The following is a 20,206-nucleotide window of genomic DNA, read 5'->3' on the forward strand; positions in this document are numbered from 1 at the left end:
TTAAGCTCTATAGCGCCGAAAGTAGTTGGAGGATCGCTTCCTGCGAGGATAGGACGATGCGGTGCCGTACATAGAAAAGAAGTAGAGAGCAGTAGGAAGATAATCGGAGAGGTGTCCGAGTCTGGCCGAAGGAGCACGGTTGGAAACCGTGTAAGCAGAGGAACTTGCTTCGAGGGTTCGAATCCCTTCCTCTCCATCATGGACGCTTAGCTCAGCTGGGAGAGCACCTGCCTTACAAGCAGGGGGTCACAGGTTCGATCCCTGTAGCGTCCATTGACATTCATGTCAAACTTGCCACGTCGGGATAAGCGATGCCGACTTAGCTCAGTTGGTAGAGCACCGCTCTTGTAAAGCGGGGGTCGAAGGTTCGAGTCCTTTAGTCGGCATAATTTATGCGGAAGTAGTTCAGTGGTAGAACATCACCTTGCCATGGTGGGGGTCGCGGGTTCGAATCCCGTCTTCCGCTTCTATGCCGGCGTGGCGGAATAGGCAGACGCACAGGACTTAAAATCCTGCGATAGAAATATCGTACCGGTTCGATCCCGGTCGCCGGCATATATGCACCTATAGCGCAATTGGATAGAGCGTCTGACTACGAATCAGGAGGTTGCAGGTTCGACTCCTGCTAGGTGCATAGAGGTTGAAGGAATTCAAACTCTTTTTTTAAGTTTAGTGGGGCGATAAGCTCTCGATAGACTAATTCGGGATGTAGCTCAGCTTGGTAGAGCACCTGGTTTGGGACCAGGGGGTCGCAGGTTCGAATCCTGTCATCCCGATTGATTAGGGAAGCTAATCAAGACAGACCGCGGTGTAGCTCAGCTGGCTAGAGCGTTCGGTTCATACCCGAGAGGTCGAGGGTTCGATCCCCCCTGCCGCGATAGGCTCGATTTAGGACCATTAGCTCAGTTGGTTAGAGCAGACGGCTCATAACCGTCCGGTCGTTGGTTCGAGTCCAACATGGTCCATGCAGGACAAGTAAGAAAGATAATGGAGAATTACCCAAGTCTGGCTGAAGGGAACGGTCTTGAAAACCGTCAGGTCGGGAAACCGGCGCGTGGGTTCGAATCCCACATTCTCCTTAGGCATTTGAAGAAGGTGTCATAATATAATCGCGGGATGGAGCAGTCTGGTAGCTCGTCGGGCCCATAACCCGAAGGTCGTAGGTTCAAATCCTGCTCCCGCAATTGGTCGCATGGTCTAGCTGGTTAGGACGCCTGCCTGTCACGCAGGAGATCGCGGGTTCGAGCCCCGCTGTGACCGTTCATTGGGAACAATGAGATGGCTCTGTAGCTCAGTTGGTAGAGCAATGCATTGAAGCTGCATGTGTCGGCGGTTCGATTCCGTCCAGCGCCATAGGGAGAGGATCCCGAAGAAAAGCTTGCGAATGTAGTTCAATGGTAGAATTCCAGCCTTCCAAGCTGGCTATGCGGGTTCGATTCCCGTCATTCGCTTTTGTCTATGTAAGAGTAGGCAAGGGGAATACGGGCCATTAGCTCAGTTGGTTAGAGCGCTGTGTTGATAACGCAGAGGTCCCAGGTTCGAGTCCTGGATGGCCCATTAAGAAGTAGGAGAGGATTACCTCTCCTTTTTTGTTGCCTTTTGGTAGATAATGGGTTAAAATGAGAACATCAGTTACCATAAGTAGCGCATTTTAGAAAATCATTGGTTGATGAAAAATGGTACGCGTGAAACTCCAGTAACAAACAGTTTAGCAGGTAATGCTGCTCGGGATCACCGTTATTGATAATGAAGTGTTATGGTTTATTTATATAATCATAAAAATTGGGTGGTACCACGGAAATGCGTTTTTCGTCCCTTGTTTAGCGACAAGAGAAGAACGCGTTTTTTATTTTATGAAAAAGAGGACATATTAAATGTTAGATATACGTTATATGCGTAAAAACAGCGCAGAAGTCAAGCAACGTTTAGAAGACCGTGGCGTTAACCCAGAAACAATTGACGAGTTATTGGAACTTGACCAAAAACGACGGGATTTGATCCAAAAAGTTGAGTCTCTTAAAGCACAACGTAATGATGTATCAGATAAAATTGCTTTTGCTAAGCGTCAAAAAGAAGATGCTAGTGAAGCAATTTTGCAAATGAAGCAAGTCGGGGCAGATATTAAGAGTCTTGATAATGAGCAAACATTGCTGGATGAACAGGTTCGAGAAATCGCTGCTCATTTGCCAAACATGGCTGCTTTTGATGTACCAGTTGGGCCAGATGAATCTGCTAACGTAGAACAACGAAAGTGGGCCCCAGAGGAATATGGATCACGTCCGCATGCCTTAGAAGAAGCATCGTGGGTTAAAGCTCATTATGAAATTGGAGAGAATCTGGGGATACTTGACTTTGAGAGAGGCGCAAAAGTTTCTGGTGCCCGCTTCTTATACTACGTTGGTGATGGGGCAAGGCTTGAACGTGCTGTCTATAACTTTATGTTAGATGAGCATAGGCAAGAAGGTTACACTGAAATGATCACGCCGATTGTGGTGAATGATTCAGCAATGTTTGGAACAGGACAATATCCAAAGTTTCAAGATGATGCTTATCGTGTAGAAGGATTGAATCAAACATATATTCCAACAGCGGAAGTCCCTTTGACTAACTATTATTCAGGTGAAGAATTGCCAAGTGAGGACTTACCAATCAAGTTCACTGCGCTGTCACCTTCTTTCCGTAAAGAAGCGGGATCGGCAGGTAAAGATACGCGTGGATTAATCCGTTTGCATCAATTTAATAAGGTTGAAATGGTTAAATTTACCAAACCAGAAGATTCTTACGAAGAATTAGAAAAGATGACACTAGATGCGGAAAACATTTTACAAAAATTGAATTTGCCTTATCATGTGATTGTATTGTCAACAGGCGACATGGGATTCTCAGCAGCAAAAACATATGATATTGAGGTCTGGATGCCACAGCAGAACGTTTATCGAGAAATTTCTTCAGTATCAAACACTGAAGATTTCCAAGCCCGTCGAATGCACATTACCTATCGTGATGCAGATAATAAGTTACAGCTTGTGCATACATTAAATGGTTCTGGTCTAGCAGTAGGGCGAACAGTAGCGGCTATTTTAGAAAACTATCAAAATGAGGATGGTTCAGTAACTATTCCAGAAGTTTTGCGACCTTATTTAGGCGGACAAGAGAAGCTTGAACCAACAACACACCATTAATTCAAAGGAAGGGTCTATATTTTGGACTCTTTTTTTGGTATAATTAGTCATATAATACACATATTTTGCAGTAATATACAAAAAATAGATTTTAGAGGAGAAACGAGCGAACTTACTACTCGCACGTTAAAAGTAATGGCCAATCCAATACGTAAATTAGTTGATAATTCAAAGCAACAACTAAAGAAATTAAATAAAATTGCCGATCAAGTCGAAAGTTATGCAGACACTATGGCTAGCATGTCAGATAGTGAGTTACAGGCTAAAACTGGAGAATTCAAGTCAAAAATTGCTGATGCAATTGATGGTATTGAGGACAAGGATAAGCAAAATAAGGCTTTGGCAAAAGTTTTAGACGAGCTGTTACCAGAAGCTTTTGCTGTGGCGCGGGAGGGAGCTAAACGAGTTCTTGGTTTGTATCCTTTCCATGTTCAAATCATGGGATCCATCGTATTACACGGTGGAAATTTAGCTGAAATGCGCACAGGTGAAGGTAAAACCTTGACAGCAACAATGGCTGTTTATTTAAATGCGTTATCAGGTCGCGGTGTGCATGTTGTTACAGTGAACGATTATTTATCCGCTCGAGATGCGGAACAAATGGGTCAATTATACAATTGGCTTGGATTGACAGTCGGTGTCAATGTTGGTGATGCGCCAGCAGAAGAAAAGCGTGCTGCTTACAACGCTGATATCACTTATTCTACCAACTTTAACATCGGGTTTGATTACCTACGTGATAACATGGTACGACGCGCAGACGAGCGTGTTATGCAACGAGGATTGAACTTTGCACTTATCGATGAAGCAGATTCAATTTTGATTGATACGGCACGTACACCTTTGATTATTTCTGGACCAGGTTCAGGAGTCTCCCAACTTTATGCTCGCGCTGACCGTTTCGTGAAAACTTTGCAACGTGATGAGGACTTTAAGGTTGATGAAGAAGCCAAGGCGACTTTGTTAACACCTGAAGGAATTCACAAAGGCGAGATATTCTTTAACTTGAATAACTTATATGATGCTGACGATACAGCCTTAACGCATCATATTGACCAAGCCTTGCGGGCTAATTTTAATTACATTAAAGATAAGGATTATGTCGTTCAAGATGGCGAGGTTAAGTTGATTGATCAGTCAACGGGCCGTATTTCTGAAGGAACACGTTTATCAGACGGTTTGCACCAAGCTATTGAAGCTAAAGAAAACGTCGAGATTCAAGAAGAAAATAAATCAATGGCGCAAATTACTTATCAAAATTTGTTCCGTATGTATAAGAAACTTTCAGGTATGACTGGAACCGCTAAAACTGAGGAAGAAGAATTACGTGAAATTTACAATATGGAAGTAATCAGTATTCCTACGAACCGTCCTGTTAGACGTGTGGATAAACCTGATTTGCTTTATACGTCTATTCGTGCCAAGTATAATGCGGTTGTTAAATTGATTGTTGAATTGCATGAAAAGGGACAACCTATCTTAATTGGTACGGGATCTGTCGAAGATTCAGAATTATTATCAAAAATATTGATGACGAAAAATTTGCCTCACAATGTTTTAAATGCCAAAAACAATGCCAAAGAAGCTGAGATTATTGCTAATGCTGGACAGCGTGGTGCAATAACTGTTGCAACAAACATGGCTGGTAGAGGGACTGATATTAAACTTGGTCCTGGTGTTGCGGAACTCGGTGGGTTAGTTGTTATTGCCACAGAACGTCATGAATCACGACGTATTGATAATCAGTTACGTGGTCGTGCAGGACGTCAGGGAGATGAAGGCTTTTCACAATTCTTTCTTTCATTGGAAGATGATTTGATGATTCGTTTTGGTGCTGAACGTGTCCGCTTGATGATGCAGAGAATGAATTTGGATGAAGATACAGTGATTACCAATCGGTTTATTACTCGTTCTGTCGAATCAGCCCAAAAGCGTGTTGAAGGAAACAACTATGACACACGTAAAAATGTTTTGCAGTACGATGATGTTGTACGTGAACAACGTGAATTGATTTATCATGAACGTGATGTTGTCATTGATGAATCAGAGTCATTGGAATGGGTTTTGATGCCAATGGTTGAACGTACTATTAACCGTGTGGTGGATGCTCAAACGAAAGAGAAGAAGTCTTCCGATTGGAATCTGCCGCAAATTGTTGCTTTTGTTGGCAATGCCCTAGCACATGATGATGCCGTTACAGTGCAACAACTGCAGGGATTGACTCGTGATGAAATCAAAGCAAAATTATTAGAGTTAGCGAAGTTGAATTATAAAGAAAAGCAAAGCCAGCTTTATGATCCAGAACAAATGTTGGAGTTTGAGAAAGTTGTTATTTTGAGAGCAGTTGATCAACACTGGACAGATCATATAGATTCTCTTGATCGGTTGCGTCAAGGTGTTGGTTTACGTGGATATGGACAATTAAATCCACTCATCGAATATCAAAGCGAAGCATTTGCGAACTTTCAAAAAATGATTGCAGATGTTGAATATGACACAACACGCACATTTATGAAAGCTGAAATTCGTCAGAATTTACGTTCTTAATATACAAATAAAAGCGAACTTTGTTCGTTTTTATTTTGAAAGGAATTAATATGGAAATTATCGATGCAAAGCATGCCGTTAGTGATATGCAGGAGAATATCGAACGTTTTCGGGGAACGCTCGATATGGAAGCACTTACGGAAGAAATTGCTGATTATGAAAATCGTATGACGGAACCTGATTTTTGGAACGACAATGAAAAAGCGCAAAAGGTTATTGAAGAAAATAATGTTTTAAAAAATCGTCGTGATTCATTTTTGAATTTAACAAATCAAGTTGAAGAATTAGAACTATTAATAGAAATGGCTGTGGAAGATCCTGAGGATGAGGACACGCTAGGTGAACTTGAAGCAGGGGTTGCGAAGGCGCAAAAAGATATTGATGCTTATAATTTAGAGCAACTATTAACTGAGCCGTATGATGCAAATAATGCCATTTTAGAAATTCATCCAGGATCTGGTGGTACTGAGTCGACAGACTGGGGTGCTAACCTATATCGTATGTACACGCGTTGGGCACAGCAACATGATTTTCAAGTTGAAACCTTAGATTATCATGCAGGCGATGAAGCGGGTATTGATAGTGCAACGATTAAAGTAACTGGACATAATGCCTATGGCTTTTTACGAAGCGAAAAAGGTGTGCACCGTTTCGTAAGAATTTCTCCTTTTGATAGCGCTGGTCGACGTCATACGAGTTTCGTATCAGTTGATGTAATGCCTGAGCTAGACGATTCAATTGAGGTTGAGGTACGTGATGATGATGTTAAAATGGATGTGTTCCGTTCTGGTGGCGCCGGTGGACAAAACGTCAACAAAGTTTCAACAGGTGTTCGTCTAACGCATGAACCGACAGGGATTGTTGTTTCATCAACTGTAGAGCGTACTCAGTATGGTAACCGTGATTATGCCATGCGTCTGTTGAAAAGTAAGCTATACCAGTTGGAATTAGAGAAAAAAGAAGCTGAGCGTGCGGCGTTGACAGGCGAAAAAATGGAAAATGGTTGGGGATCACAGATTCGCTCTTACGTTTTGCACCCCTATCAAATGGTTAAGGATCATCGAACAAATTATGAAACTAACCAACCACAAGCAGTACTGGATGGTGATTTAGATCCTTTCATCAATGCGTACTTGCAGTGGCAGTTATCACTTAAAAATCCTAATTAATAATTAGTCGAAACATTACTGTTTCGACTTTTTAAATTTTATAAGTATAAAATAGACTAAACAAAAAGATTTCCTAATAAATGTTTAATAGGTTATAATATAAGTCAATATAAGACGTAGGCAGCCTAATTTTAAGGAGGCAAACATGGATAATAATTATACACCAAGTGCGCAAAATGTATTGGTTTTGGCACAGGAACAAGCAAAGTATTTTAAGCACCAAGCTGTGGGTACAGAACATCTTTTACTCGCCCTAGCAATAGAAAAAGAAGGCATCGCCAGTAAGATATTAGGTCAGTTTAATGTTATGGACGATGATATTCGTGAGGAAATTGAACACTTTACAGGATATGGTATCACTAGTCGGTATGATAAAAACATCTATTTACCTTATTCACCAAAAGCGGCAGATATTTTACATCAAGCGAATGAAGAGTTGCGTGCTTTAGCACAATCAAAAGTTGGAACAGAGCACATTTTGTTAGCTTTATTACAGGATGAAAGCATACTATCTTCACGAATTTTACTAGCATTAGACGTTAATTTACAAGATATGCGTCGTGCAATTCTTCGAAAATTAGGCATTACTGATGTGCGGAAGCAAATGAAGCAACAGGAGAAGCAGCAAGCATCAGCGGGAACGCCTACTTTAGATGGATTGGCACGTGATTTGACTCAAATGGCGCGAGACAACAAAATTGATCCAGTAATCGGTCGCCCAAAGGAGGTTCGTCGTGTTATACAAATACTATCCAGACGAACAAAAAACAATCCTGTATTGATTGGAGAACCTGGTGTTGGAAAAACTGCCATTGCTGAAGGACTGGCACAAAAAATCGTAGACGGTGAAGTACCTGAAAACTTAGCCAAGAAACGGTTGATGGCATTGGACATGGGGTCACTGGTTGCAGGAACAAAATATCGTGGAGAATTTGAAGACCGATTAAAAAAAATCATTGAAGAAATTTATAATGATGGCGAGGTTATTCTATTTATCGATGAGTTGCATACATTGATTGGTGCAGGTGGCGCCGAAGGCGCCATTGATGCATCGAATATTTTAAAGCCAGCATTAGCACGTGGTGAATTGCAAACTTTGGGTGCTACGACATTTGATGAGTATCAAAAATATGTCGAATCCGATGCAGCTTTAGAGCGCCGCTTTGCATCAGTAACAGTTGATGAACCAACTCAAGATGATGCTATTGCTATTTTGAAAGGAATTCGTTCTCATTTTGAGAAACATCATCAAGTTCAGATTGATGATGCAGCTATTGAAGCGGCTGTGAAACTTTCGGCTCGCTATATTTCGGATAGATTTTTGCCCGATAAAGCCATTGATTTGATGGATGAAGCTGGAGCAAAAGTACGTATTGATGCCACTGGGAAAGCAACACCAATATCGAAAGCCAAGGTTCGTTTTGCAGAAGTTCAAGCGGAAAAAGAAGCTGCTATTACGTCATTGGACTTTGAAAAGGCAGCCCAGTTGCGCACTGAAGAGATGAAATTGAAGCAGAAACTGGCAAAGTCAGAAGCTAAAGATACTCAAAATAACCAAAAAGAAAATGCTGAACGATATTCGCTTCATGTTACAGAAGAAGATATTGCTGAGGTTATTTCGCAACAAACCGGTGTGCCTGTTATGCAAATGGAAAAGAACGAGCAACAACGTTTGGTCAATTTGGAGTCAGTTCTGGGGCGTCGTGTTATTGGACAAAAGACAGCTATATCCGCAGTGGCTAGAGCAATTCGTCGTGCTCGTTCTGGATTAAAAGACCCTAGTCGCCCGATTGGTACATTTATGTTTTTGGGACCAACTGGTGTTGGAAAAACAGAACTAGCTAAAGCGTTAGCTGAAGCAATATTTGGCAGCGAAGATAACTTGATTCGAATTGACATGTCAGAGTATCAGGAACGTTGGTCATCTAGTCGTTTGATTGGTTCGGCACCCGGATATGTTGGTTACGACGAAGGTGGCCAATTAACGGAGCAGGTTCGTAATCATCCCTATTCTGTTGTCCTATTGGATGAAGCGGAAAAAGCGCATCAAGACATCTTTAATTTAATGTTACAGGTGTTTGATGATGGTTATTTAACGGATTCAAAAGGACGAAAGGTTGATTTCAAAAACACAATCATCATTATGACTTCCAATCTTGGTGCAACACGATTGCGTGATGAAAAATCAGTTGGGTTTGGTGCAGTTGATTTGAAGGACAATCACGAAGCAGTAGCTGCAAAAATACGTGAAACCTTAAAAGAAACATTCCGACCAGAATTTATTAACCGACTAGATGAAGCTATCGTGTTTGAAAGTTTGACGAAGCCTGAATTGCATGAAATTGTCAAGCTAATGAGTCGTTCAGTTCTACAGCGTGTTGCTGAGCAAGGTATCAGTGTTAAGATAACACCAGCAGCAATTGACGTGGTAGCTTCAGCGGGATTTGATCCCGAATATGGTGCGCGTCCAATTAGACGTGCACTCCAAACTAAAGTTGAAGATGCATTAAGTGAAGAATTACTGCGAGGTAATATCACAACTGATGATGCGGTAACGATTGGTGCCAAAAATGGTGAAATCAGAATTAGCACAAAGCCATTAAAGAAAGATACGACAAAAGCGTAAGTTTTTAAAGTAAAAATAATATGTAAAGATTAGTGATTACCCAACCACCGCTTAAAAACGGTACAAAGGGTAATCTTTTTTGTTGTGAGTATAATAGATAGAGTAAAGCCAGGCAACAACTGATGAGTAAAGTACAAGAAAAAATAACAGGCGTGTTTGATAGTACTAAACTTAGTAGTACCGGTATATCACCACTGCCTAATGTGTGCCGATGTTTTACGAGAATTATAGATAAAATTAAAATGAGGACTGTTAAACACAGATGTGCAGCATCATGATGAAGTATAAGTAGATAGCCTATCCAGGGAAATAAAATATTCGCGTGTATGCTTTGTTTCGAACAGTCTTCTAACGATAAAAATAATAATAAGACTCCTGTAATCCAAGTTACAGGTGTAGCCCATAAGAGTGTGCCAATTAATATGTAAGACAATTCAAAAATAGCATAGTAGTGACCAAAATGAGCATGACAATAGCGACATTTGTTGCGTAGAACACATGCCGAAATAACTGGTATAATATCAAACCAAGCTAAATTATGATCGCAATAAAAACAAAAAGAGCGTTGTATTTTCAAAGAGACACTGTTGGACAACCGAGCCGCAGCACATATAATAGTTGAGACGATAATACTATTAAACAAAAAGACAAATATATTTTCCATAACTTATCATACGTTGTGGTAATCATTTTTTCATTTAGCATGGAAAGTTGTTAAAACCTATTGACAACACGGCTCAAAATGGTATTATATTGAACGTGCTTTTGAGTAATCTGTTCTGTGACATCGTCACACTGTGCTGAACGGCGCTGTAAAGGCAATTGTCAGCAGATTTTCAGTGATATGATTTTTGGAAATATAAAAATGATACACCTGGAACTGTGAAATTAATGAAAATTTAAAGGAGACTGTAGCATGCCTACAATTAACCAACTGGTTCGTAAGCCACGTAAGTCAAAGGTTTCTAAGTCAAAATCACCTGCTTTGAACTTTGGCTACAACTCAATGAAGAAGAAGGCAACTAATAATGCTGCACCACAAAAGCGTGGTGTTGCTACTCGTGTTGGAACAATGACACCTAAGAAGCCTAACTCAGCTTTGCGTAAGTACGCCCGTGTGCGTCTTTCAAACTTATATGAAGTAACTGCATATATTCCAGGTATTGGACACAACTTGCAAGAACACTCTGTTGTTTTGATTCGTGGTGGCCGTGTTAAGGATTTGCCTGGTGTACGTTACCACATTATCCGTGGAGCTTTGGATACTGCGGGCGTTGATGGTCGTATGACTTCACGTTCAAAGTATGGCACAAAGGCACCAAAGAAGTAAGAAGGAGACTGACTAATGCCACGTAAAGGTTATACTAAGCGTCAGGAAATTTTGCCTGACCCAATTTACAACTCAAAGCTCGTTTCACGTTTGATCAACAAGTTGATGCTTGATGGTAAGCGTGGTACAGCTTCAACAATTTTGTACGATGCTTTTGATCGTATCAAGGAAGCAACTGGTAACGATCCATTAGAAGTTTTCGAACAAGCTATGGAAAACATTATGCCAGTATTGGAAGTTAAGGCTCGCCGTGTTGGTGGTTCTAACTACCAAGTGCCAATCGAAGTTCGTCCAGATCGTCGTTCAACTTTGGGACTTCGCTGGTTAGTTAACTACTCACGTTTGCGTAACGAACATACAATGGATGAACGTTTAGCTAAAGAAATCATGGATGCCGCTAATGATACTGGCGCATCTGTAAAGAAGCGTGAAGACACACACAAGATGGCTGAAGCGAACCGTGCATTTGCACACTACCGTTGGTAAAAATTTGATACTGAGGCTAGTAGATAATACAACCCTTGGTATGCAGATAGTGTACAATTGTCATAGATGGTGTTTGTCACACACAAGCACCGTCAAAAAGCGAACACAACTATGTGTCGCTTTTTGTTGCATATAGAACTAAACCAGGAGATAACTCACAATGGCAAAACGTGAATACCCACTAGAACGTACACGTAATATCGGAATCATGGCCCACATTGATGCGGGTAAGACAACGACTACTGAACGTATCTTGTACTATACAGGTAAAATTCACAAAATTGGTGAAACACATGATGGTGCTTCACAAATGGATTTCATGGAACAAGAAAAGGAACGTGGAATCACTATCCAATCAGCTGCTACAACAGCTGTATGGCATGGTTTCTTTGACCAATTCGCTAAAACACCTTACCGTGTCAACATCATTGATACACCAGGGCACGTTGATTTCACAATTGAAGTTGAACGTGCATTGCGTGTTTTGGATGGTGCCGTAGCGGTTTTGGATGGCGCTGCCGGTGTTGAACCACAAACTGAAACAGTTTGGCGTCAGGCAACAACATATGATGTACCACGTATCGTATTTGTTAACAAAATGGATAAGTTGGGTGCTGACTTCCAAATGTCAGTGGATTCAATTCACGAACGTTTGCAAGTTAATGCAGAAGCTATTCAATGGCCAATTGGTGCTGAAGATGACTTCGAAGCGGTTATTGACTTAATCACACAAGAAGCATACTATCCTGAAGATGATTTGGGCGAAAAGTGGGCACCTCGTGAAATTCCTGAAGAATTGAAGGAATTAGCAGAAGAAAAGCGCAACACATTGATTGAAGCTGTAGCTGATGTTGATGATGATTTGATGGAAAAGTATCTTGAAGGTGAAGATATTTCAATCGAAGAATTAAAAGCTGCAATTCGTCGTGCTACTTTGGCATTGCAATTCTACCCAGTTCTTGCAGGCTCTGCCTACAAGGATAAGGGTGTCCAAATGATGTTGGATGCGGTTGTTGATTATTTGCCAGGACCTTTGGATGTTAAGCCATATATCGCTAACGACCCAAAGACTGATGAAGAAATTGACTTGATTGCTGATGATTCAAAGCCATTTGCTGCTTTGGCATTTAAAATCATGACTGATCCATTCGTTGGTCGTTTGACATTTATGCGTGTGTATACTGGTACTTTGAAGTCTGGTTCATACGTACAAAACACATCTTCTGATACTCGTGAACGTGTTGGTCGTTTGCTACAAATGCATGCTACTTCACGTACTGAAATCGAAGAGGTATTCTCAGGTGATATCGCTGCTGCGATTGGCTTGAAGAATACAACAACTGGTGATTCATTGACAGATGTTAGTCATCAATTGATTCTTGAATCAATGGAATTCCCAGAACCTGTTATTGAATTGGCTATTGAGCCAAAGACAAAGGCTGACCAAGACAAGTTGTCAAATGCTATTCAAAAGTTAGCTGAAGAAGATCCATCATTCCGTGCAACAACAAACCAAGAAACTGGTCAAACTTTGATCGCTGGAATGGGTGAATTGCAATTGGATATCATGGTTGATCGTATGCGCCGTGAGTTTAACGTTGAAGCAACCGTTGGTGCGCCTCAAGTTGCTTATCGTGAAGCGTTTACCAAGACAGTTCAAGCTCGTGGATTCTTCAAACGTCAATCTGGTGGTAAGGGTCAATATGGTGATGTTTATATTGAATTCGCACCAAACGAAGAAGGCGCTGGCTTTGAATTCGAAGATGCTATTGTTGGTGGTGTTGTGCCACGTGAATACATCCCTTCAGTTGAAGCTGGTTTGAAGGATGCATTAAATGCTGGTCCTTTGGCTGGATTCCCATTAGTTGACTTGAAGGCTAAGTTGTATGATGGTTCATATCACGATGTCGATTCTAGTGAAGCTGCCTTTAAGATTGCTGCATCATTGGCTTTGAAGGAAGCTGCAAAGACGGCTGGTGCGGTTATTCTTGAACCTATCATGGCTGTTGATATTGTTGCACCTGAAGACAACCTTGGTGATGTTATGGGACATGTCTCAGCTCGCCGTGGTATGATCGAAGGTCAAGAATCACGTGGACCTGTATTGGCTGTTAAGGCTAAGGTTCCTTTGTCAGAAATGTTTGGTTATGCAACTACTTTGCGTTCAGCTACGCAAGGTCGTGGTACATTCCAGATGGTATTTGACCACTATGAAGCTGTTCCTAAGAACATTCAAGAAGAAATCATCAAGACAAACGGTCAAGAAGATTAATTCTAATATTTAAATATTTAACTGACAGATGGTTCAGTATAAACGGCGTCACTCATATTGAGTGACGCCGTTTTAATAGGAAAAAGTAAAATGCTGAAAAATAATAAAAATCATAGTAAATTTTTAGTACCCGGGATAATTGTTGTGGGAATGGTTTTACGCTTACCCTTCACGTCTATTCCACCGATATTGGGGAATATTGCGCGTTCATTGCATGTACCGGTTTCTAGTCTAGGAATCTTAACAACGATACCTTTATTGGCGTTCGCCATTTTTTCAGTTTTTGCGCCAAAGGTAGCACAAAAGTTGGGGTTAGAACGTGCTTTCACACTCATGCTTGGATTGCTTATTATTGGTTCGTTCATTCGAATCTTAAATACACCGCTTCTCTACATTGGTACGGCATGCATAGGAGTTGCAATTGCACATATGAACGTTTTATTGCCTAGTGTGATTCGAACGTATTTCCCACAAAAAGTTGGTTTTATGACTTCGATATTTACATTTAGTATGATGCTAGCGACTGCTATAGGGGCTGCGTTATCGGCACCTATTACTGCTGTAACTGGTTGGCATACATTTATAATTTTGTTAACAGTTTTACTAATAATCGCATTACTTGTTTGGTTACCTAATCAAAATTTTGTTCATAATAATCAAACAACTGTTAAAACAAAATCTGAGAATGTTTTGAAACCCAGTATTTGGCGAAATAAGTATGCTTGGCTATTGTTGTTTTTTAGTGGTGTACAGTCAATTATGTTTTATATCCTATTAGCCTGGGGACCAACGATGGCAGTGCAGACCGGTTTGTCGGCTTCTACGGCCAGCCTGTTTGCTGGCTTGAATTCATTGATTGGTCTGCCATTTGCTTTGTTTATTCCATCAATTGTTGCCAGACTTGATAGTGGGCAACGGCAGTGGCTAGTGGGGATGTTCTCAATATTGGGCACTTTAGGATATATGTTGTTACTTTTCCCGCAAGGAACGTTTACCTATTGGCTGATCGTTAATCTATTAATCGGGGTTGGCACATCAGCATTATTCCCATACTTAATGACAACGTTTAGTCTAAAAACTAGTAATGCAGAACAAACAGCACGGCTGTCTGGCATGGCACAAAGCGGTGGCTATTTATTAGCTGCAACGGGGCCACTGTTATTTGGTTATGCATATGGTTGGTTTCATTCTTGGATTCCGCAAATTATTATGTTAATTATCTTATTTATTCTGATGACAGTTGCAATATTAATTGTGGAAAATCAAGATAAAATTTTGGATTAAAAAGCGCAAGTCATCGCGCTTTTTTTGTTTTTATAATTAGTGTAAAATGTATTCTATTGAAAAGATTCGAGGGTGAGCAAGTGAGTGAGAAACAAGTACCAATTATTGCTTTTAATCAAGTAGATTTGTCTTTTGGAGATACACATGTTTTAAATAATGTTGATTTAGAGATAGAAGCTGGTAAATTTTATACTTTACTTGGACCATCTGGTTCAGGAAAATCAACTATCTTGAAACTGATTTCTGGACAGCTAACGGCTGACTCAGGAGATATATCTTTTGAAGGTCAACGTGTTAATGATGTACCTGCGGAAAAGAGAAAAGTGAATACCGTATTCCAAAACTATGCATTATTTCCAAATATGAATGTTTTTGATAACGTTGCTTTCGGTCCAACTTTAAAAGGAATGAATAAGACGGAAATTAAGAACAAAGTGAAAGAAATGCTTAATTTGGTCAAGTTAAGTGATTTTGTTGATCGCGAGATTGATGAGTTATCAGGAGGGCAACAGCAACGCGTTGCGATTGCGCGTGCTTTGGCTAATGACCCAGAGGTTTTATTACTTGATGAGCCTTTGTCAGCTTTAGACTACAAGCTACGTAAAAGTATGCAATATGAACTTCGAGAAATTCAACAGCGCTTAGGGATTACTTTTGTTTTCGTGACACATGACCAAGAAGAAGCATTGGCTATGTCTGATTGGATATTTGTTATGAATGATGGTGTAATTCAACAAAATGGTTCACCAGAAGATATTTATGATGAACCAATCAATCACTTTGTTGCTGATTTTATTGGTGAGAGCAATATTGTTGATGGCATCATGAAGGAAGATTATGTGGTCCATTTTGTGGGTAAAGATTTTGAAAATGTTGATGCAGGAATGCGCCCCAACGAGAGAGTTGAAGTAGTGTTACGACCTGAGGACTTAGATTTGACGTCCATTGAAAATGGTAAATTAGTCGTTACTATTGAGGACCAGTCATTTAGAGGAGACTACTATGAAATTACGGCTAGAGATGATGATGGCAATGAATGGCAAGTTCAGGCAACAAATTCGGCAATAATTGGTGCTAGAGTAGGTTTGACATTTGATCCTGAGGATATCCACATTATGCGATTTAATGAGTCTGAGGACGATTTTGATGCGCGTCTGGAAAGTTATGAGGACGATGATGAAATCTAAACAACAACGTCAAATATTTTATATTATTCCTTATGGCATCTGGCTATTACTATTTGTTATTACGCCATTGATACTAATGTTATTTCAGTCATTTACTACTGCTAGTGGACATTTCACATTTAGCAATTATGCGGCCTATTTTGGCAGTGGAACATATTTGCGAATGACCTTCAACTCAGTATGGTACGCATTTTTGATAACAGTGATTACTTTAGTGATTAGTTACCCAACTGCCTATTTATTGAATCAACTGAAACAAAAACAGTTCTGGCTATTGTTAGTCATATTGCCTACATGGATTAATTTACTGTTAAAAACGTATGCTTTTATTGGACTATTGTCCAAGACTGGGACTGTGAATAATTTCATTTCACTTTGGGGCATTGCGCCCCAACAGCTCTTATTTTCGGACTGGAGTTTTTTGCTGGTAGCGGCGTATATCGAAATTCCTTTTATGATTTTACCCATTTTTAATTCGTTAGCGGAGATTGATTCAAGACTTTCTCAGGCTAGCCACGATTTGGGTGCTAATAAGTGGCAGACACTCCGCTACGTTATCTTCCCATTGTCGATGCCAGGTGTTAAGGCCGGTATTCAGGCAGTGTTTATTCCTAGTTTGTCATTATTTATGATTACACGCTTGATTGGAGGTAATCGAGTGATTACCCTAGGAACCGCAATTGAAGAGCACTTCTTGGTCACACAAAATTGGCAAATTGGTTCAACGATTGGCGTAGTTTTGATTGCTGCAATGATTGCTACAATGCTGCTGACACGTGATCGTACACGTAAAAATCTAAGAAAGTGAGGTATGGCTAATCATGCATAAAAAATTTAGATGGTCTAATTTGTATTTAGTGTTTGTATTTGTTTTGTTGTACTTACCTATTTTCTTTTTGATTATTTACTCCTTTAATGCAGGAGATGTTATGCAAGGATGGGATGGCTTTTCATTGAAGCATTACGCCGAGCTCTTTGTCGACACAAGAATTTTAGAGATTGTGGTTAACACATTTCTAGTTGCGTTATTATCTTCACTACTGGCTAGTATAATTGGCACAGCAGGGGCTCTATATATCTATAATCAACGTCATCAATTGGCGAAAAATATTTTCTTGTCACTTAATAATATTTTACTTGTTTCTCCGGATGTTATTATTGGCGCCTCATTTTTAATTCTATTTACCGTTGTTGGTTTTACACTCGGTTTTACTTCCGTTCTACTTTCGCATATTGCTTTTAGTATACCGATTGTTGTTTTGATGGTATTACCTCGTTTACAGGAGATGAATCCTTATTTAGTCACCGCAGCCAAGGATCTTGGTGCCAATAATTTACAAATGTTGTCTAGGGTAGTATTACCAGTTATATCGCCGGGAATTTTAGCGGGATTTTTTATGGCGTTTACTTACTCACTGGACGACTTTGCAGTGACGTTCTTTGTAACAGGAAATGGTTTTTCAACTTTGTCAGTTGAAATATATTCCCGTGCGCGCCAAGGGGTTAGTTTAGAAATCAATGCGTTATCGGCCATGATGTTTTTGGTTTCACTACTATTAGTATTAATCTATTATTTTATTTCCAACAGATCTTCTAAAGGCAAAAAGCGCGGCGGAACAAACCTTGTAATGCCAGCTACGGAGGGACTGTAAGATGAAAAAATTATTATCCAGTGTAGTGGGGATATTAATTGTTGTTGCTTTACTCATTAGTGCGCAGCATTATTTTTCGGCACAGACAGGCACGGGGGACAAGAGCGGCAAAGTTTTGAATTTATATAACTGGGGAGATTATATTGATCCTGCCTTATTAAAAAAATTTACCAAAGAAACTGGCTATAAAGTTAGTTATGAAACTTTTGATTCAAACGAAGCGATGTATATGAAAGTTAAGCAAGGCAGTACATCGTACGACTTAGCAGTGCCTTCAGAATATATGATTGAAAAAATGAAAGCAGATAATTTACTATTACCACTTGACCATAGTAAATTAACTGGTTTGAATAATTACGATAGTCGTTTTCTAAATCAATCTTTTGATAAAGGTAATAAATATTCGGTTCCCTACTTTTGGGGTACACTTGGCATTATTTACAATGATAAATATGTCAAAGCCAAAGACATTCAACATTGGGATGATCTTTGGTCATCAAAGTTTAAAAATCAAATCATGTTAATTGATTCAGCAAGAGATGTTTTGGGTATCACTTTAATTACACAAGGGAAGTCCGTGAATAATAAATCGGTAGCTGATTTAGCTGCAGCACAAGGAAAACTAACAACCTTGATGCCGAATGTCAAAGCGATTATTGCTGACGAGATTAAAATGTATATGGCTCAGGATGAAGCTGCAATAGCCGTCACCTATTCTGGTGAAGCTGCAGAAGCAATGGACAAAAATTCTCATTTGCATTATGTTGTACCTAGTGAGGGCTCGAATTTGTGGTTTGACAACATTGTGATGCCAAAAAATGCTAAACATAAAGCAGCAGCATATGCATTTTTGAATTTCATGAGTGAACCGAAAAACGCTGCTCAAAATGCAGAGTATATTGGTTATGCCACACCAAATAAGAAGGCGTTGTCGTTATTACCAAAATCAATTCGGGAAGATAAACAGTTTTATCCAAATGAAAAAACAGTCCGAAATTTACAAACATATGATGATTTAGGACAAAAATGGACAGAGAAGTATAATGATGCATTCTTAGAGTTTAAGATGACGCAGCGATGAAATAAAGTTAGTAGATTTAGTTGTGGAAATTTATTGAAAGAGGGTAATAAACATTTTTAAATTAAAAGAACAAAACCCTTGCAAGGCAAGGGTTTTTCTGTTATTATATTTAAGTACGCTTTTGGAACAGTAGTAGTAAAACCCTACCGAAAGCCTAGTGTATCAATGTTTAGCGATGATGATTAAGGTTGCGACACGCGCGGCCGCGTTGCCATGGGCGCGCAAAACACAAGCAGTGTTGTCGGTTTTTAATCGAAGTTAGCTGATTTACAAAATCAACGAGGAGGCATGAAATAATGGCACAAAAGAAGATCCGTATCCGTTTGAAGGCATACGAACACCGTATCTTGGACCAATCAGCAGAAAAGATTGTTGAAACGGCCAAGCGTACGGGCGCAGAAATTGCTGGTCCTATTCCGCTACCAACTGAACGTACATTATATACAATTTTACGTTCACCACATAAGCATAAGGATAGCCGTGAGCAATTTGAAATGCGTACGCACAAGCGTTTGATCGATATTGTGAACCCTACTGACAAGACAGTTGACGCATTGCGTAAGCTTGAATTGCCATCAGGTGTTGCAATTGAAATCAAGTTGTAATCCATAACGGATATAACTTTCATGCCTCATTGAGGCAAAATTAAAATAAGAAAACTATTTAAGGAGATTAGTCATGACTAAAGGTATCTTAGGCCGCAAAGTCGGTATGACTCAGGTTTTTACAGAATCTGGTGAATTGATCGCCGTGACTGCTGTTGAAGCAGCACCAAACGTCGTTTTGCAAGTAAAAAATGCAGAAACAGACGGATACAGTGCTATTCAACTTGGTTACCAAGACAAGCGCACAGTTTTGTCAAACAAACCTGAACAAGGCCATGCTTCAAAAGCAAATACGGCCCCTAAGCGCTACGTTCGTGAAATCCGCAATGCGGGAGACGAATTTAACGTTGGGGATGAGATTAAGGTTGACACATTCCAAGCGGGCGAATACGTCGACGTAACAGGAATCACGAAGGGACATGGTTTCCAAGGTGCTATCAAGCGTTTGGGACAGTCTCGTGGTCCTATGACTCACGGTTCTCGTTACCACCGTCGCCCAGGTTCAATGGGTGCTATTATTAACCGCGTTTTCAAGGGTAAGCTTTTGCCAGGACGTATGGGTAATAATAAGCGAACAATGCAAAATATTGCCATTGTTCATGTTGATGTTGAAAACAATTTGTTACTTTTGAAGGGTAACGTACCTGGTGCTAACAAATCACTTTTGACAATCAAATCAACTGTAAAAGTAAACGCAAAGCATCCTGAAGTTAAGATGGCTAATGCATCTGCATCTGCTACTAACTCAGAAGAAGCTTAATATAAATTATATAGAAAGGAGAACA

At 40.1% G+C, this 20,206-nt stretch carries 15 protein-coding genes, 15 tRNA genes and 1 rRNA gene (1 of these 31 cut by a window edge); 30 read left to right on the forward strand and 1 reads right to left on the reverse strand.

What is annotated here, in order from left to right; translation table 11 throughout:
• The 20 genes from rrf to RHP64_RS00885 all read left to right on the forward strand — a co-directional run.
• Nucleotides 1-65, forward strand: a 5S ribosomal RNA gene (rrf, locus tag RHP64_RS00790); it begins 52 nt to the left of the window's first position.
• Nucleotides 66-105: 40 nt separating this feature from the next.
• Nucleotides 106-196: transfer RNA gene (locus tag RHP64_RS00795), tRNA-Ser, on the forward strand.
• A 4-nt stretch (nucleotides 197-200) separates the two neighbouring features.
• A tRNA-Val gene (locus RHP64_RS00800) sits at nucleotides 201-273 on the forward strand.
• Between the two features lie 40 nt (nucleotides 274-313).
• Nucleotides 314-386 (forward strand) — tRNA-Thr (locus RHP64_RS00805).
• Between the two features lie 8 nt (nucleotides 387-394).
• A tRNA-Gly gene (locus tag RHP64_RS00810) sits at nucleotides 395-466 on the forward strand.
• Between the two features lie 5 nt (nucleotides 467-471).
• Nucleotides 472-555: transfer RNA gene (locus tag RHP64_RS00815), tRNA-Leu, on the forward strand.
• A gap of 5 nt (nucleotides 556-560) precedes the next feature.
• Nucleotides 561-634 (forward strand) — tRNA-Arg (locus RHP64_RS00820).
• A gap of 68 nt (nucleotides 635-702) precedes the next feature.
• A tRNA-Pro gene (locus RHP64_RS00825) sits at nucleotides 703-776 on the forward strand.
• Nucleotides 777-804: 28 nt separating this feature from the next.
• Nucleotides 805-878: transfer RNA gene (locus RHP64_RS00830), tRNA-Met, on the forward strand.
• Between the two features lie 13 nt (nucleotides 879-891).
• Nucleotides 892-965: transfer RNA gene (locus RHP64_RS00835), tRNA-Ile, on the forward strand.
• Between the two features lie 24 nt (nucleotides 966-989).
• Nucleotides 990-1,079: transfer RNA gene (locus RHP64_RS00840), tRNA-Ser, on the forward strand.
• A gap of 31 nt (nucleotides 1,080-1,110) precedes the next feature.
• Nucleotides 1,111-1,184: transfer RNA gene (locus tag RHP64_RS00845), tRNA-Met, on the forward strand.
• Nucleotides 1,185-1,186: 2 nt separating this feature from the next.
• Nucleotides 1,187-1,260 (forward strand) — tRNA-Asp (locus RHP64_RS00850).
• A 20-nt stretch (nucleotides 1,261-1,280) separates the two neighbouring features.
• Nucleotides 1,281-1,353, forward strand: a tRNA-Phe gene (locus RHP64_RS00855).
• Nucleotides 1,354-1,380: 27 nt separating this feature from the next.
• A tRNA-Gly gene (locus RHP64_RS00860) sits at nucleotides 1,381-1,451 on the forward strand.
• A gap of 32 nt (nucleotides 1,452-1,483) precedes the next feature.
• Nucleotides 1,484-1,557 (forward strand) — tRNA-Ile (locus tag RHP64_RS00865).
• Between the two features lie 317 nt (nucleotides 1,558-1,874).
• On the forward strand, nucleotides 1,875-3,182 hold the full coding sequence (serS, locus tag RHP64_RS00870) for a serine--tRNA ligase (RefSeq protein ID WP_025267682.1): 1,308 nt from the start codon (nucleotides 1,875-1,877) through the stop codon (nucleotides 3,180-3,182).
• A gap of 135 nt (nucleotides 3,183-3,317) precedes the next feature.
• Nucleotides 3,318-5,729, forward strand: coding sequence for a preprotein translocase subunit SecA (gene secA, locus RHP64_RS00875; protein WP_011679122.1), 2,412 nt, complete (start codon nucleotides 3,318-3,320; stop codon nucleotides 5,727-5,729).
• A gap of 50 nt (nucleotides 5,730-5,779) precedes the next feature.
• On the forward strand, nucleotides 5,780-6,898 hold the full coding sequence (gene prfB, locus RHP64_RS00880; RefSeq protein WP_011679123.1) for a peptide chain release factor 2: 1,119 nt from the start codon (nucleotides 5,780-5,782) through the stop codon (nucleotides 6,896-6,898).
• Nucleotides 6,899-7,043: 145 nt separating this feature from the next.
• Complete coding sequence (locus RHP64_RS00885; protein WP_025267683.1) at nucleotides 7,044-9,524, forward strand: ATP-dependent Clp protease ATP-binding subunit; 2,481 nt, start codon at nucleotides 7,044-7,046, stop codon at nucleotides 9,522-9,524.
• A 4-nt stretch (nucleotides 9,525-9,528) separates the two neighbouring features.
• Here RHP64_RS00885 and RHP64_RS00890 read toward each other — a convergent pair whose 3' ends face one another.
• Nucleotides 9,529-10,188, reverse strand: a complete 660-nt coding sequence (locus RHP64_RS00890; RefSeq protein ID WP_011679125.1) for a prepilin peptidase — start codon at nucleotides 10,186-10,188, stop codon at nucleotides 9,529-9,531.
• Nucleotides 10,189-10,440: 252 nt separating this feature from the next.
• Here RHP64_RS00890 and rpsL point away from each other — a divergent pair, with 252 nt between their 5' ends.
• The 10 genes from rpsL to rplC all read left to right on the forward strand — a co-directional run bounded on the left by rpsL (nucleotide 10,441) and on the right by rplC (nucleotide 20,181).
• Complete coding sequence (rpsL, locus tag RHP64_RS00895) at nucleotides 10,441-10,854, forward strand: 30S ribosomal protein S12 (RefSeq protein WP_004911305.1); 414 nt, start codon at nucleotides 10,441-10,443, stop codon at nucleotides 10,852-10,854.
• Between the two features lie 15 nt (nucleotides 10,855-10,869).
• Nucleotides 10,870-11,340 (forward strand): 30S ribosomal protein S7, encoded by a 471-nt coding sequence (gene rpsG / locus RHP64_RS00900; RefSeq protein ID WP_011679126.1) that lies wholly within the window; start codon nucleotides 10,870-10,872, stop codon nucleotides 11,338-11,340.
• Nucleotides 11,341-11,500: 160 nt separating this feature from the next.
• Nucleotides 11,501-13,612, forward strand: coding sequence for an elongation factor G (fusA, locus tag RHP64_RS00905; RefSeq protein WP_011679127.1), 2,112 nt, complete (start codon nucleotides 11,501-11,503; stop codon nucleotides 13,610-13,612).
• Nucleotides 13,613-13,702: 90 nt separating this feature from the next.
• Nucleotides 13,703-14,896 carry a CynX/NimT family MFS transporter gene (locus RHP64_RS00910; RefSeq protein ID WP_011679128.1) on the forward strand — a complete coding sequence of 398 codons (1,194 nt, stop codon included), beginning with the start codon at nucleotides 13,703-13,705 and terminating at the stop codon, nucleotides 14,894-14,896.
• A gap of 80 nt (nucleotides 14,897-14,976) precedes the next feature.
• Nucleotides 14,977-16,083, forward strand: a complete 1,107-nt coding sequence (locus RHP64_RS00915) for an ABC transporter ATP-binding protein (protein WP_011679129.1) — start codon at nucleotides 14,977-14,979, stop codon at nucleotides 16,081-16,083.
• Nucleotides 16,070-16,891, forward strand: a complete 822-nt coding sequence (locus RHP64_RS00920) for an ABC transporter permease (protein ID WP_025267684.1) — start codon at nucleotides 16,070-16,072, stop codon at nucleotides 16,889-16,891. Before RHP64_RS00915 ends, RHP64_RS00920 begins: the two co-directional genes overlap by 14 nt.
• Before the next feature lie 13 nt (nucleotides 16,892-16,904).
• The gene (locus RHP64_RS00925; RefSeq protein ID WP_014324207.1) at nucleotides 16,905-17,735 is read left to right on the forward strand and encodes an ABC transporter permease; all 831 of its coding nucleotides are present in this window, start codon (nucleotides 16,905-16,907) and stop codon (nucleotides 17,733-17,735) included.
• Nucleotide 17,736: 1 nt separating this feature from the next.
• On the forward strand, nucleotides 17,737-18,816 hold the full coding sequence (locus RHP64_RS00930; protein WP_014324208.1) for an ABC transporter substrate-binding protein: 1,080 nt from the start codon (nucleotides 17,737-17,739) through the stop codon (nucleotides 18,814-18,816).
• Nucleotides 18,817-19,112: 296 nt separating this feature from the next.
• Entirely contained in the window at nucleotides 19,113-19,421 is a 309-nt protein-coding gene (gene rpsJ / locus RHP64_RS00935; protein ID WP_002816040.1) for a 30S ribosomal protein S10, read from the forward strand.
• Between the two features lie 73 nt (nucleotides 19,422-19,494).
• A complete protein-coding gene (rplC, locus tag RHP64_RS00940) occupies nucleotides 19,495-20,181 on the forward strand; it encodes a 50S ribosomal protein L3 (protein ID WP_014324209.1) in 687 nt (228 codons plus the stop codon).
• Nucleotides 20,182-20,206 lie beyond the last annotated feature (25 nt).

This window comes from Leuconostoc sp. XM4 (assembly GCF_055698815.1).

What these genes read in the sequence shown, in the direction of transcription:
- RHP64_RS00910 (WP_011679128.1), top strand. Translation starts at nt 13,703, where the DNA reads ATGCTGAAAAATAATAAAAATCATAGTAAATTTTTAGTACCCGGGATA.
- fusA (WP_011679127.1), top strand. Translation starts at nt 11,501, where the DNA reads ATGGCAAAACGTGAATACCCACTAGAACGTACACGTAATATCGGAATC.
- rpsG (WP_011679126.1), top strand. Translation starts at nt 10,870, where the DNA reads ATGCCACGTAAAGGTTATACTAAGCGTCAGGAAATTTTGCCTGACCCA.
- RHP64_RS00930 (WP_014324208.1), top strand. Translation starts at nt 17,737, where the DNA reads ATGAAAAAATTATTATCCAGTGTAGTGGGGATATTAATTGTTGTTGCT.
- secA (WP_011679122.1), top strand. Translation starts at nt 3,318, where the DNA reads ATGGCCAATCCAATACGTAAATTAGTTGATAATTCAAAGCAACAACTA.
- RHP64_RS00920 (WP_025267684.1), top strand. Translation starts at nt 16,070, where the DNA reads ATGATGAAATCTAAACAACAACGTCAAATATTTTATATTATTCCTTAT.
- rplC (WP_014324209.1), top strand. Translation starts at nt 19,495, where the DNA reads ATGACTAAAGGTATCTTAGGCCGCAAAGTCGGTATGACTCAGGTTTTT.
- serS (WP_025267682.1), top strand. Translation starts at nt 1,875, where the DNA reads ATGTTAGATATACGTTATATGCGTAAAAACAGCGCAGAAGTCAAGCAA.
- RHP64_RS00925 (WP_014324207.1), top strand. Translation starts at nt 16,905, where the DNA reads ATGCATAAAAAATTTAGATGGTCTAATTTGTATTTAGTGTTTGTATTT.
- rpsL (WP_004911305.1), top strand. Translation starts at nt 10,441, where the DNA reads ATGCCTACAATTAACCAACTGGTTCGTAAGCCACGTAAGTCAAAGGTT.
- prfB (WP_011679123.1), top strand. Translation starts at nt 5,780, where the DNA reads ATGGAAATTATCGATGCAAAGCATGCCGTTAGTGATATGCAGGAGAAT.
- rpsJ (WP_002816040.1), top strand. Translation starts at nt 19,113, where the DNA reads ATGGCACAAAAGAAGATCCGTATCCGTTTGAAGGCATACGAACACCGT.
- RHP64_RS00885 (WP_025267683.1), top strand. Translation starts at nt 7,044, where the DNA reads ATGGATAATAATTATACACCAAGTGCGCAAAATGTATTGGTTTTGGCA.
- RHP64_RS00890 (WP_011679125.1), bottom strand. Translation starts at nt 10,188, where the DNA reads ATGGAAAATATATTTGTCTTTTTGTTTAATAGTATTATCGTCTCAACT.